Origin of the sequence: Streptomyces sp. NPDC000594 (assembly GCF_040299965.1) — a bacterium.
GTDB lineage: Bacteria > Actinomycetota > Actinomycetes > Streptomycetales > Streptomycetaceae > Streptomyces.
The window spans coordinates 40,139-53,209 of sequence record NZ_JBEPCY010000012.1; the positions used below are offsets into that span (position 1 = coordinate 40,139).

Annotated in this window: 12 protein-coding genes; 2 read left to right on the plus strand and 10 right to left on the minus strand. The window is 71.1% G+C overall.

Translation table 11 applies throughout. The features are described from left to right. Positions 1-35: 35 nt before the first annotated feature. The 8 genes from ABT354_RS18495 to ABT354_RS18530 all read right to left on the minus strand — a co-directional run bounded on the left by ABT354_RS18495 (position 36) and on the right by ABT354_RS18530 (position 7,072). Positions 36-923, minus strand: a complete 888-nt coding sequence (locus ABT354_RS18495) for a DUF5936 domain-containing protein (protein ID WP_351494943.1) — start codon at positions 921-923, stop codon at positions 36-38. A 10-nt stretch (positions 924-933) separates the two neighbouring features. After that, complete coding sequence (locus ABT354_RS18500; RefSeq protein ID WP_351494945.1) at positions 934-1,872, minus strand: type II secretion system F family protein; 939 nt, start codon at positions 1,870-1,872, stop codon at positions 934-936. 114 nt (positions 1,873-1,986) lie between these two features. Continuing rightward, positions 1,987-3,327: a TadA family conjugal transfer-associated ATPase gene (locus ABT354_RS18505; RefSeq protein ID WP_351494947.1), complete on the minus strand. Its 1,341-nt coding sequence runs from the start codon at positions 3,325-3,327 to the stop codon at positions 1,987-1,989. Between the two features lie 90 nt (positions 3,328-3,417). Next, positions 3,418-3,819 carry a TadE/TadG family type IV pilus assembly protein gene (locus tag ABT354_RS18510; RefSeq protein WP_351494949.1) on the minus strand — a complete coding sequence of 134 codons (402 nt, stop codon included), beginning with the start codon at positions 3,817-3,819 and terminating at the stop codon, positions 3,418-3,420. Beyond that, positions 3,816-4,226 (minus strand): TadE/TadG family type IV pilus assembly protein, encoded by a 411-nt coding sequence (locus ABT354_RS18515; RefSeq protein WP_351494951.1) that lies wholly within the window; start codon positions 4,224-4,226, stop codon positions 3,816-3,818. The genes ABT354_RS18510 and ABT354_RS18515 overlap by 4 nt, the downstream gene beginning before the upstream one ends. Positions 4,227-4,257: 31 nt before the next feature. Next, complete coding sequence (locus tag ABT354_RS18520; RefSeq protein WP_351494953.1) at positions 4,258-5,505, minus strand: CpaE/TadZ family protein; 1,248 nt, start codon at positions 5,503-5,505, stop codon at positions 4,258-4,260. A 7-nt stretch (positions 5,506-5,512) separates the two neighbouring features. Continuing rightward, a complete protein-coding gene (gene cpaB, locus ABT354_RS18525; protein WP_351494955.1) occupies positions 5,513-6,226 on the minus strand; it encodes a Flp pilus assembly protein CpaB in 714 nt (237 codons plus the stop codon). Positions 6,227-6,247: 21 nt separating this feature from the next. After that, positions 6,248-7,072 (minus strand): hypothetical protein, encoded by an 825-nt coding sequence (locus ABT354_RS18530; RefSeq protein ID WP_351494957.1) that lies wholly within the window; start codon positions 7,070-7,072, stop codon positions 6,248-6,250. Positions 7,073-7,517: 445 nt separating this feature from the next. Here ABT354_RS18530 and ABT354_RS18535 point away from each other — a divergent pair, with 445 nt between their 5' ends. Next, positions 7,518-9,197 carry a chitinase gene (locus tag ABT354_RS18535; protein ID WP_351495253.1) on the plus strand — a complete coding sequence of 560 codons (1,680 nt, stop codon included), beginning with the start codon at positions 7,518-7,520 and terminating at the stop codon, positions 9,195-9,197. A gap of 348 nt (positions 9,198-9,545) precedes the next feature. After that, complete coding sequence (locus tag ABT354_RS18540) at positions 9,546-10,889, plus strand: M14 family metallopeptidase (protein WP_351494959.1); 1,344 nt, start codon at positions 9,546-9,548, stop codon at positions 10,887-10,889. A 109-nt stretch (positions 10,890-10,998) separates the two neighbouring features. On the opposite strand, the gene ABT354_RS18545 is transcribed toward ABT354_RS18540, so the two are convergent. After that, positions 10,999-12,459, minus strand: a complete 1,461-nt coding sequence (locus tag ABT354_RS18545; protein WP_351494961.1) for a GntP family permease — start codon at positions 12,457-12,459, stop codon at positions 10,999-11,001. Positions 12,460-12,593: 134 nt separating this feature from the next. Continuing rightward, the gene (locus tag ABT354_RS18550) at positions 12,594-13,004 is read right to left on the minus strand and encodes a RidA family protein (protein ID WP_351494963.1); all 411 of its coding nucleotides are present in this window, start codon (positions 13,002-13,004) and stop codon (positions 12,594-12,596) included. Positions 13,005-13,071: the final 67 nt, after the last annotated feature.

The following is a 13,071-nucleotide window of genomic DNA, read 5'->3' on the forward strand; positions in this document are numbered from 1 at the left end:
ACCCCCGTACGGGAGGGGGGAGCGGGCGGGGGGCGTCAGCCGCCGAGGACATCGCCGAGGTCGACCCCGGAGCCGTAGTAGAAGCTGGCCACGATCAGGATCAGCGTGGCGGGCAGCATGACCAGCGTGACGACCAGGGTGGACTTGGGCACCGCGCGGGCGGCCTCCCGGCGGGCGTTCTGGGCGTCGGTGCGGCGCATGTCGGTGGCGATCTGGATGAGGGTGTCCACGATGGGGGCGCCCAGCTCCTCGCCCTGCTGGAGCGCGGTGACGAACATCGACACCTGTTCGGAGTCATTGCGGCGGCGCAGCTGGTCGAAGGCGTCCCGGCGGCTGACGCCCATGTCCATCTGGCGCAGGGTGATGCGCAGTTCATCGGCCCAGGGGCCGGCGTACTTGTCGGCCACCCGGTCCAGCGCCTGCCGGAAGCCGAGTCCGGCGGAGACCACGACGGCGAGGACATCGAGGAAGTCGGGGAGGGTGCGTTCGATGTCGGCGCGGCGGCGGCGGATCGCCGCCCGGATGATCACATCGGTCCAGAAGAGGCCGAAGACCAGCAGGAAGGCGCCGATGGCGAACTGGCCCCTGGCCGTCATGGAGAGGGCGGCGAGGACGCCGAGGAAGCCGTAGACGGCGCGGCGGGCGGCATAGCGGTCGACGGTCATCCCGCCGGGGTTCCCGGCCATGTCGAGCCTGCGGCGCAGGGCGTCCACCCGTTTGGGGCCCATGGCGCGGAGCACGGCGGGGGCGTAGCGGATCCCGAGCCGGTCGATCACGGAGCCGACGGCGGTGGTGCGGGTGGCGCCGACTTCGAGGGCGAGCGCCAGATCGCCGGGGAGGCGGGCGTCGGCCCGGTACATCCGTATGCCGTGGAAGATCCCGTACACGGAGAGGGCGAGGAGGGCGGCGAGCAGAAGGGCCATGGGTGTCTCCTCAGACCTGGATCCGGGAGATCCGGTGGATCAGGAAGGCGCCGAGGCCGTAGAGGCCGAAGGCGATGAGGGTGGCGGCCTGGCCGACCACGGAGCCGGTCATCCGGTCCAGGGCGCCGGGGGCCATGCTGTTGATCATCAGCAGAAAGCCGAGGCCGAGCAGGGGGACGGCGACGGCGGTGACCTTGATCTGGGAGAGCATGGTGGTGACCTCCCGGCGGGTCTCCTTCCGTTCCTCCAGTGACTGGGTGAGGTTCCGCAGGGAGCTGACGACCTGTCCGCCGGCCCGGTTGGCGAGGATCAGGGTGGTGACCAGGACCATCAGCTCGCGGGACGGGAGTCGTTCGGCGAGGGCGCCGAGGGCGTCGTCCAGGCTCTGGCCGACGGCGAGCTGGTCGGCGACGATGGCGAGTTCGCTGCCGGCGGGGTCGTCCAGCTCCTCGGCGGCCATGGCGAGGGCGGTGCGCAGGGCGAGTCCGGCCTGAGTGGCGTTGGCGAGGACCCGGGTCAGCTCGGGGAGCTGGTTGATGAAGGCCTCGGTGCGCTTCGCCCGCTGCCAGGCGAGATGGCCGCGGGCGCCCCAGAGGGCGAGCAGGGCGGCGACGACGCCGAAGAAGGGGGCGAAGACGGCGCCGACGACCAGGTAGACGGCGACGACGACGGCGAGGACGGCGAGGGTGTACTCGCCGGGGGTGATGTCGAGTCCGGTGGCGGCGATCCGGCGTTCCAGGCGGCGGCCCCGGGCGGTGGCGCGCAGCCGGCGGTCGAGGGCGTGGAAGCGGCGGCGCCCGGGGCCGGCGGTCAGCTCCCCGGTCTGGGTCATCCGCTCGACCAGGGCCTGTCGCTGGGCCCGGCCCGAGGCATAGGTATGGACGCCGAGGACGGCGAGCACACCGGCGAGGAGGGTGACTCCTGCCGTCAGGAGCGGGAGGTTGTCCATGGCGGGCGGGGACCTTCTTCGTTCGGGGCTCGGGGCGATACGGCCCGGTGCGGCGGTACGGGCGCCGCGCGCGGGGCGCCGGGGCACGGGACAGGGGGGCCTGGGTACGGGGGGTCAGAGGACGGTTCCGCGGACGGCGAGCCCCTCGTCCGAGTCGGCGACGCCGAAGACCGGGGGCAGCGGCTCGTTCTTCAGATAGAGGCGTTCGGCGACCCTGCGGGGTACGGGGTAGTAGGCGAACTGGCCGTGGACCCGGCCGTCGGCGGACATCGGGCGGGCGTGGAAGCGGCAGACGGAGACGATCCGGTACTCCTCCCGGCCGGTGGAGTCGACGAGGGCGACCTCGGTGACCCGGCGGGTGCCGTCGGCGTGCCGGGTGAGCTGGACGATGACATCCACGGCGCTGTTGATCTGGTCCTTGATCGCGGCGAACGGGATGTCGACCTCGGACATGGAGGCCAGCGTCTGGAGCCGCATCAGGGCGTCCTCGGCGCTGTTGGCGTGGACGGTGGCGAGGGAGCCGTCGTGGCCGGTGGACATGGCCTGGAGCATGTCCAGGGTCTCCCCGCCGCGGACCTCGCCGACGATGATCCGGTCGGGGCGCATCCGGAGGGAGTTGCGGACGAGGTCGCGGATGGTGACCCGGCCGTTGCCCTCCACATTCGGGGGGCGGCTCTCCAGGGTGATCACATGGGGCTGCTGGAGCCGGAGTTCGGCGGAGTCCTCGATGGTGACGATCCGCTCGCCCTCGGGGATCAGTCCGGAGAGGGAGTTGAGGAGGGTGGTCTTCCCGGTGCCGGTGGCGCCGGAGACGATCACATTGAACTTGGCCCGGACCAGTCCGGCGAGAAGAAGGGTCATCTGCTCGTCCAGCGAGCCGATGGCGATCATCTCCTGGAGGGTGAAGGCACGGGGGAAGCGGCGGATGGTGAGGATGGGGCCGCTGAGGGAGAGCGGGGGGATGATCACATTGACCCGCTCCCCGGACGGGAGCCGGGCGTCGACCATGGGGTTGGCCTCGTCGACCCGGCGGTTGACGGTGGAGACGATCCGCTCGATGGTCTGCATCAGCTGGTCGGCGGAGGAGAAGCGGAGCGGCAGCAGCTCCAGCCGGCCGCCGCGCTCCACATAGACCTGTTCCGGGCCGTTGACCATGATCTCGCTGATGGAGGCGTCCTCCAGGAGCGGTTCCAGGATGCCGAGGCCCAGCGCCTCGTCCACCACCCGGCGGATCAGCTGGGAGCGTTCGACGGTGGAGAGGACGGGGCCCTCACGGCTGATGATGTGGCCGAGGACCCGCTCCAGCCGGGCCCGGCGCTCGGCCGCCGCCAGGGAGGACATCTCGGCGAGGTCGATCTCCTCCAGCAGCTTGGCGCGGTAGACGACGACGAGGCGGTTCTCCTCGCTGTGGCCGCTCACCGGCTCGGGGCTGCTGATCCGCGCCCGCAGGCTCATGTCCTCATCTCCCTGGTGGTACGGGGTCCTGCCGTCGGTCGGGGTGCTGGGGGTTCTCAGTCTCGGGGGCGGCGGGCGGCGGGCGGCTGCTCAGTCGCAGGGCATGGTGACGCTCCGCTCGGCCGTGCCGAAGTCGAAGAGGGGGATCAGCGCGGGGACCTCCACCGAGACGGTCGCGGTGACCTGCTCGCCGCAGCCGGGGACACCGACGGAGGCCCCGTCGCGGAGCCAGCCGCTCATCGACGCCAGACCGGCCTCCTGGGCCTGCCCGGCGTCGGCGTCGGGCAGGGCGGCGGCACGGGCCGCCGCGCGGGCGGCGGTCCCCGCCTGCTGGGCGGTGTACGCGACGACCCCGAGCTGGAGGGCGGCGAGGGCCACGATCAGCAGCAGGGTGAGCACCCCGGCGTACTCGATGGCGGCCTGCCCGCGCTCGCGCTCACCCCGTACACCCATCAGGACTGCCCGGTCCCGCCGTTCCCGTGGGCCCGTCATGGCCACTCCCCCGGCTTCTCGTAGGGGGCGGCGGCCTCTCCGGTGAACTCGAAGGGCAGATCCGCCGCGCCCGGCAGCAGCAGCGGTACGGAGAGCGTCACCCGGGCCCGGTAGAGGTCGCCGGAGGCGCCGCAGTCGGGCTCGGCCGTCCAGGCCCCGGGGAGATCCTCCAGGATCGCCGCCGCACAGGCCGCGTCGTCCCCTCCGGCGGCGCCCGCGCGGGCCCCCTTGTCGGCGGCGTTCCCCGCCAGCGAGAAGGTGTAGCCGATGAGCGCGGCCTGCCAGAGCAGCGCGAAGGTGATCAGGATGACCGGCAGGGTCCCGGCGAACTCGACGGCGGCGGCGCCCCGGTCGTCACCCCGGCGGGGCAGCCGGTGCCACCGCCGCCCGTGCTCGGATCCCCTCACCCCGCACACCCCCTCACCCGGCCGCGGGCCGTCATCGCGACCGTGCCCGCCGGACCCGGACCGAACCCCGGTCCCCCCGGAATCTGCCCTGCTTCTGCTCGTTCTCCCCCTCCGCGACCAGTCCCAGTTCGCCCGCCAGCGCCCACAGCGCCTGCTTCACGGTGGACTTGGCCTCCAGATCCTGCATCCGGCCGGCGTCCACCACCGGCTGGAGTTCCTTGTAGGCGGCCGGGACGGTGGTCCGGGCGACCCGGGTGCCGGTGATCTTCTCGATCAGCGCGGGCTGGATCTCGGTGGCGCGGTTGTGACGGTTGACCACGGCCACGGTCCCCTCCGCCTTGCGGATCTGGAGCCGGTCCCAGAGCCGGACCATGCGCTTGGCGCCCCGTACCGCGATGACATCGGGAGTGGTGACCAGGAGTGCGATATCGGCCATTTCCACGGCGGCGGCGTTGGCGTTGTGCATCTGGGTGCCGCAGTCCACGACCACCACCTCGTAGCGGTTGCGCAGGGCGCTCACGATCTGGCGCACGGCCCGGTCGTCCACCTCCTCGCCGCGCTCCCCCTCGGCGGGGGCGAGCAGCAGACCCATCCCGGTGTGGTGGGCGAAGAGGGCGTCCTGGAGGACCCGGGGCGAGATGTCCTGGATCCCGGCGAGGTCGGCGGCGGAGCGCCGGAACTGGACATCGAGATAGGACGCCACATCCCCGGACTGGAGGTCCAGATCGGCCAGGGCGACGCTCCGCCCGGAGGCCTGGGCGGCCAGGGCCAGCTGGACGGCGGTCACGGTGGTGCCGACCCCGCCCTTGGCCCCGCAGACGGTGACCACGGTGCCGCCGGGCCCGGTGAAGGTCTCCGCGCCCTGGCCGAGATGGCGCCGTACCCCGGTGGACCAGCCGGCCGCCGCCTGGATCCGCTGGGCCAGTTCCTCGTACGAGAGCGGCAGCCCCACCAGTCCGCGCGCGCCGGAGTCCATGGCCGCCGAGTAGAGACCGGGCGAGGCGTCCACGGTGACCAGGACGACGCCGACGGCGGGGAAGCGCAGGGCCACCTCCCGGATCAGTTCGAGGGCGGGCACCGGTCCGATCCGCTCATGGACGAGGACGACCTCGGGCAGTTCGTCCAGCGACTCGGCGGCGAGCCGGGCCAGGGTGTCCAGGAGCGTGGTGGAGTCGCCCACCGGGGCGGCGGGCTCCGCGTCGGGGAGCTGGCTGAGGAGGGTGGTGATGGAGCGGGCGGCGTCGAGGTCGCCGACCGCGGGCAGAACGCGTGTGCTCATGCAGCCCTCACCTGTTCTTGTCTTCGTCAAGGGTGTAGGTGCTGTCGCCGGAGCGGGCGGCGCCGGAGCCGCCCCTGGCGAGCAGGGCCAGCCGGACGTGCTCGGCGAAGGACTCGGCGTGGGCGACCCGCTGGGCGTCCTGGGTGCCGAGGGCGAAGGTGATGGGCACCGCCTCGCGCACCCGGGTACGCCGGTCCTCGCCGCGCTGGTCGAAGGGGGTGAGCCGGCCGACGTCGATGACCCGGGCCCCGGCCACGATCAGCCGGGACTGGTCCGGGGCGCCGTCCGTCTCCCCGGCGAAGGTGGCGTAGATGTTGACCCGGTCCCCCGGGGTGATCTTGCCCGCGACCCCGGTGGCGGCGTCGATCATGATGGCGATCTCCTGCTGGCCCTCCGCCAGGGCCGGCCGCGCCACGATCATGTCGTCCTGGAGCAGGGAGCCCTTGCGCAGCTCGGTGACGGCGATCTTCCCCCGGAGCGCCGAGAGATCGGTGACGGCGGTCCCGGGGAGCCAGCGGCGGGGCATCGACACCTTCTCGAACTGGGACGCCCGCAGGGTGGTGTACGGGGCCACGTCCGAGGCCACCCGGTAGGCGGAGACCTCGGGTCCCACCTTGGAGTTCACATCATTGATCACCGATATCACGCCGGCGAACGCGCCCAGGGCGCACAGGACCGAAACCAACAGAAGAATGACGCCGCGTCGTTGGCGTGAATTCATGAGCCGCTTGACCTCGTTCGTTTAGGCGGGGGTGCCGTGCTTGAGGACGCCGGACTCCCGGCCCTGCTGCCCTTCGCCCGCGAGCGGGGCCGAGCAGAATCCGCAGCGGTCACCGATGAGTTCGACACCGCACCAGGTGCACACCTCTCTCCGTACCGACGCCACCAGCTGGTAGAGGACCGAGATCTCCGGCAGGAAGGCGGCGAACTCGACCAGCTTCCCGGTGCCCCACCAGCCGGGCGACTCCTCCGGCAGCGGGACCTCCTCCATGCCCTGGGCCCGCCATTCGGGGACGAGGGTGTGCTCGATCCAGTCGGACTGCAACTGCCCCTTGGCGAGCGCCATCCGGGTGGGGAACTCGGGGCCGCCGGGCACCTCGCCCCCGCCGCCGATCCTGATCAGCTCGGGGGCGGGGTTGGTCCGTACCGCGAAACGGGCGCCGGGCAGCCAGGACTTGGCATGGGCCTTCATGCTCACCGGCACCCGGTCGAGACGGGTCACGGAGGAGAGCTGGGCCCCGGCGTAGATGTAGTGGGAGAGCAGCCGGGCGGCGGAGGCGATGACCCCGGGCCCGAAGTCGCAGACGGACAACTGCCGCAGCTGACGGGCGAGTACGGCGGTGCCGAGCGGGGGCAGGTCCACCTTGAGCAGGGCGATGCGGTTGCTCTCCAGGACCGACCGTACGGTGTGCAGCCGCCGCTCATGGGCGACGGGGACGGTCGACGGATAGACCGCCACCACGGAGCCGTGCTGTTCGAGCAGCAGGCTCATGTCGGACAGGGCGGCGTCCAGGGACTGGTCCTGGGGGGAGTGCAGCAGGGCGGCCGTGGGTGTGTGCTGGTCCATCGGCGGTAGCACCAGATCTGCGCTGGTGACAGCTATTGCGGTCGGCACGCTGGTTCCCCGTTCGGCTCCGGTCGCCGGGGGTCCCGTGACCGCAGATACGTACTGCTCGCTGCTCCTGCACGAGCACTGTATCCGCGACTTCACAGGCAGAGAACACCTTGCCGCACCCAGCGCCGCGTCCCGTGCACGCTCCGCACAGAGCAAACGTGAGCAAAGGCTGACGTTCCCCCACACGCGTGGCAGGGGAGGGGAAGGGCCCCCGGAGCGGCGCATGGCCAAAAACCGATGTCCCGTCCCGGGGGTCAATCCCCGGCCGGGGTCTTGACAGATGCATTGGTCTGGACCAACTTTACGCCCAACGGTGGCCACCGTTCATCCCCCTCCTGCTTCTCTCCCCTCCCCCCAACTCCCCCACTGGAGGCAGCACGTGGACCGCAGCACAGCCATGCGGAGATGGCTCGGCGGGGGTCTGTCCCTCGCCCTCGGCGCCGGACTCTCCCTCACCGCGATGACCGGAACCGCCCAGGCGGCCGACATCAATGTGGCCAAGAACGCCGGCTTCGAGAGCGGGCTGTCGAGCTGGACCTGCTCCGGCGGCAGTGGCGCCAATGTCACGACGCCGGTACGCACCGGAACGTCCGCCCTGCGGGCGACCCCCGCCGGCCACAACAACGCCCGCTGTTCCCAGACGGTGGCGGTCAAGCCCAACTCCACGTACCAGCTCTCCGCCTGGACCCAGGGCGGCCACGCCTATCTGGGCGCGAGCGGCACCGGTACCACGGACGTCTCCACCTGGTCGGCGGGGAGCGCGGGGTGGCAGCAGCTCTCCACCAGCTTCCGTACCGGCGCCTCCACCACCTCGGTGACCGTCTACACCCATGGCTGGTACGGCACGCCCGCCTACCTCGTGGACGATGTGAGCGTCTTCGGCCCCGACGGCGGGGGCGGCCAGGACCCGGATCCCGTGGTCCCGCCGGTACCCACCGCCCTCGCGGCCGGTGCGGTGACCTCGTCCACCGTCGCCCTCAACTGGGGCACCTCCAACGGCGCCACCGGCTACAACGTCTACCGCGACGGCACCCGGGTGCAGTCGGTGACCGGCACCTCGGCGACCGTGACCGGGCTGACCGCGAACACCTCGTACCAGTTCCAGGTCACCGCCACCAACAGCGCGGGTGAGTCCGCCCGCTCCACCGGTGTCACCGCCCGCACCTCGCCCGACACGGGCCAGCCCGACCCGGTGGTGCCCCGGCACGCGGTGACCGGCTACTGGCAGAACTTCAACAACGGCGCCACCGTGCAGAAGCTGCGGGACGTCCAGAACTCGTACGACATCATCGCCGTCGCCTTCGCCGACGCCACCAACACCCCCGGCCAGCTGACCTTCAACCTCAGCCCGGCCCTCGGCTACTCCTCGGTCGCGGAGTTCAAGTCCGACATCGCCGCCAAGAAGGCCGCCGGCAAGTCGGTCATCATCTCCGTCGGCGGCGAGATCGGCAATGTCACCGTCAACAGCGACGCCTCCGCCACCGCCTTCGCCAACAGCGCCTGGGCGCTGATGCAGGAGTACGGCTTCAACGGCCTCGACGTCGACCTCGAACACGGCATCAACTCGACCTATCTGACGAAGGCGCTGCGGCAGCTCTCCGCCCTGGCGGGCCCCCGGATGGTGCTCACCATGGCCCCGCAGACCATCGACATGCAGTCCACCTCGACGGAGTACTTCAAGCTCGCGCTGAACGTGAAGGACATCCTCACCGTCGTCAACATGCAGAACTACAACAGCGGTTCGATGCTCGGCTGCGACGGCAAGGTCTACCACCTGGGTTCGGTGGACTTCCTGACCGCGCTCGCCTGCATCCAGCTGGAGAACGGGCTCGACCCGTCCCAGGTGGGCCTCGGTGTCCCGGCCTCCACCCGGGGCGCGGGCAGCGGCTATGTCAGCCCCTCCGTGGTGAACGCCGCGCTGGACTGCCTCACCCGCGCCACCAACTGCGGCACCTTCAAGCCCCCGCGGACGTACCCGAGCCTGCGCGGTGCGATGACCTGGTCCACCAACTGGGACGCGACGGCCGGGAACGCCTGGTCGAACGCGGTGGGACCGCACGTCAAGGCGCTGCCGTAGGGTTCGCGTCCGGGAACGGCCGGCGGCCGTCCCCGACCGGGGAACCCTGAGCACCACCTCTCCAACGCAGCAACAGTCCCTGGGCCCGTCCGGCATCGCGCCGGGCGGGCCCTTGGGGTACCCGGGACCGGGACTTCGGTATGCGCGGGACCTCGGCACAGGCGGGCCCTCGGCGCACGCGGGACCGGGCGCCGGGCAGGGGTCCCGTACGCGTGGAGCCATCCGGCGGCCGAAGCGCGCCTCTTGACCTGACCATGTCAGCACTCCACGATGTGTGCCCACACCGCACCTGTCCCACCGCGCCACCGGTGCGCCCCGGCAACCCCCCACTCCACCCCAGGAGACAGCATGCGACTACGGATACGCGGCAGCGGCCGGAAGGCCGCCGCCCTCAGCGCCCTGCTGGCGCTCGCGGTGGCGGCGCCCCTCACCGCCAACGCGGCGCCTCCGCCGGACCCGAAGCCCTCCGCCGGGCAGGCGGCCGTCGCCGATGAGCTGATCCGGCAGTACGAGATCAAGGGCAAGGCGACCCGGGCCTCCCGCAACGCCATCGCCGCCGTCGGGGTGGCGATCGACGAGGCGGACGCCCGCTCCACCGTGGTCAGCGCCGACGGCGGCCAGGCCAGACGGCTGCGCGAACTGGGGTACGAGCTGTCGGTGCTGCCCGCGCCGCCCGCACGGACCGGCGGCGAGCCGGTGAGGGCGATGGACTTCCCGCCCGCCGACGCCCGCTACCACAACTTCGCCGAGATGACCTCGGTCATCAATCAGCGGGTCGCCCAGTACCCGAACATCATGAGCAAGCGGGTCATCGGCCGCAGCCATGAGGGACGCGAGATCGTCGCCATCAAGATCAGTGACAATGTGGCGACGGACGAGAACGAGCCCGAGGTGCTCTTCACCCATCACCAGCACGCCCGGGAGCATCTGACCGTCGAGATGGCGCTCTATCTGCTCCGGGAGTTCGGTGAGGACTACGGCACCGACGCCCGGATCACCAACGCCGTCAACAGCCGGGAGATCTGGATCATCCCGGACATCAACCCGGACGGCGGCGAGTACGACATCGCCACCGGCAGCTACCGCAGCTGGCGCAAGAACCGGCAGCCCAACACCGGTTCGACCTTTGTCGGCACCGATATGAACCGCAACTGGAACTACCGCTGGGGCTGCTGCGGCGGCTCCTCCGGCTCCTTCGGCTCGGACACCTACCGGGGACGGACCCCCGAGTCCGCGCCCGAGGTGAAGGTCGTCGCCGACTTCGTGCGCAGCCGGGTGGTGGGCGGCGCCCAGCAGATCAAGACGGGTATCGACTTCCACACCTACAGCGAGCTGATCCTCTGGCCGTTCGGTTACACCACCGCCGACACCGCCCCGGGGATGACCCAGGACGACCGGAACGCCTTCGCGGCGGTCGGTCAGAAGATGGGCGCGAGCAACGGCTACACCCCGGAGCAGTCCAGCGATCTGTACATCACCGACGGGTCGATCGACGACTGGCTCTGGGGCAACCAGCGGATCTTCGGCTACACCTTCGAGATGTACCCGACCGGCTTCGGGGGCGGCGGCTTCTACCCGCCCGACGAGGTGATCGAGCGCGAGACCAGCCGCAACCGCGACGCGGTGCTCCAGCTGCTGGAGAACTCGGACTGCATGTACCGCTCCATCGGCAAGGAGGCGCAGTACTGCTGAGGCACCGCTGAGGCTGAGGCACCGCTGAGGCACTGCCGAGCCGTACGACGGCCGGGGCGGGCCGCCCGGGGAGCACCCCCGGGCGGCCCGCCCCCTTGTACGGACCCCGCTAGACGACCAGGCTGAGCGCCGCGGCGACCACGAACCCGGCCACGGAGAGCACCGACTCCAGGACCGTCCAGGTCTTGAGGGTGTCCCGCTCCGAGATGCCGAAGTACTTGGCGACGATCCAGAATCCGCCGTCGTTGACATGCGAGGCGAAGATCGAGCCCGCCGAGATGGCCATGATCACCAGGGCCAGGAAGGGCTGGGAGTGGTCCCCGCCCTCCACCAGCGGCAGCACGATGCCCGCCGTGGTGACGATCGCGACCGTCGCCGAGCCCTGGGCGACCCGCAGCACCAGCGAGATCAGATAGGCGAGGACGATCAGCGGCAGCCCCACGTCCTCGAAGGTGTCGGAGAGCGCCTGGGCGACCCCGCTCGCCTTGAGGACGGCGCCGAAGACCCCACCGGCGCCGACCACCAGCAGGATGTTGCCCACCGGCTTCAGCGAGGAGGTCGACACCTGCTCCAGGGAGGCCCGCGACCAGCCGCGCCGGATGCCCAGCAGGTAGTACGCGAGGATCAGCGCGATCGTCAGCGCGACGAACGGGTTGCCGAAGAACTCGATCACCGAGCGGAGCGTGGACGGGTCGAGCCCGATGGAGGAGAAGGTGGCCGCGAGGATCAGCACCAGCGGGGTGCCGATGATGAGCAGCACGGTGGAGAGGGCCACCGGGGACTCCTCCGCGGTGCCGCGCTCGGCGGCGACCGCCGCCTTGGCCTCCTCGGCGGCGTCCAGCATGTCCTGCGGCACCTCGACGAAGACCCGCTTGCCGATCCAGTCGGAGAAGACCCAGGCGGCGGCGACGGCGGGCAGTCCCACGACCACGCCCATGAGGATGACCCAGCCCAGCGAGACATCGAGCAGTCCGGCGGCGGCGACCGGGCCGGGGTGCGGTGGCAGGAAGGCATGGGTCATCGAGAGTCCCGCCAGCAGGGGCATGGCATAGAGGACGACCGATTTGCCGGAACGTTTCGCCGCAGCGTAGACGATGGGCGCGAGGACGAAGATGCCCACATCGAAGAAGACCGGGATACCGAAGATCACACCGGTGAGGCCCATCGCCAGCGGGGCGCGCTTCTCCCCGAAGAGATCGAGCAGCCGGCGGCTGAGCACCTCGGCGCCGCCGGAGACCTCCAGGATGGCGCCGAGCATGGTGCCGAGGCCGATGATGATGGCCACATGGCCGAGGATGCCGCCCATCCCGTTCTCGATGACGGATTCGGCGGCGGAGCGCTGGACCGTACCGAAGAGTTCGGTGACGGAGAGACCGGCGGCGAGGCCGACGGCTATGGAGACGGCGAGCAGCGCGACGAACGGCTGGAGCCGGAGCTTGATGATCAGTACGAGGAGGAGCGCGATGCCGAGGGCGGCGACGGTCAGCAGGCCCGCTGTCCCGTCGATCAGCAGCAGCAGTCCTCCGGTGTGCGGTGGCGCCTCGGGTGCGGCGCCGGCAGCGAACAACATGTACGACCCCAATGTCGGTGGAGGGTTTCGGGGTAGGGCGGAGCGCGGCACGGCGCTCCGGAGGGGAGCACCGTGCCGTGCGGTGTTGCGCTGTGGGGGATGGGTGGAGCGTCAGTCGGTGCCGGGGCGGCGGATCAGCCCAGGACCGCCAGGGCGTCGATCTCGATGAGCAGCCCGGCGGGCAGGCCGACGTAGACCGTGGTGCGCGCGGAGGCCGGGGCGGTGAGGCCCTGGGCCTCGAAGTACTCGTTGTAGATCTGGTTCATCTCGGCGAAGTGGTCGACGTCGGTGAGGTAGACGCGGGTCATCATCACGTCGTCCCAGCTCGCGCCGCCCTCCTCCAGGATCGCCTTGACGTTGGCGAAGGTCTGGAGGGTCTGCTCGCGCAGGGTGGGGCCCGCCGGGGTGGGGGCCTGGCCCTCGACCGCGGGGAGGAAGCCGACCTGGCCGGCGACCTGGAGGATGTTCCCCTTCTTCACCCCGTGGGAGAACTTGGCGGGCGGGGTGGTGTGGGTGGCGGGGGTGAGCGCGATCTTCTCGGTCATGTTCTGTCCTGTCCTTGCGTACCCGGCCGGTCCGGCCGGTGGAGGGTGGTGCGGTACGAGGGTGCTG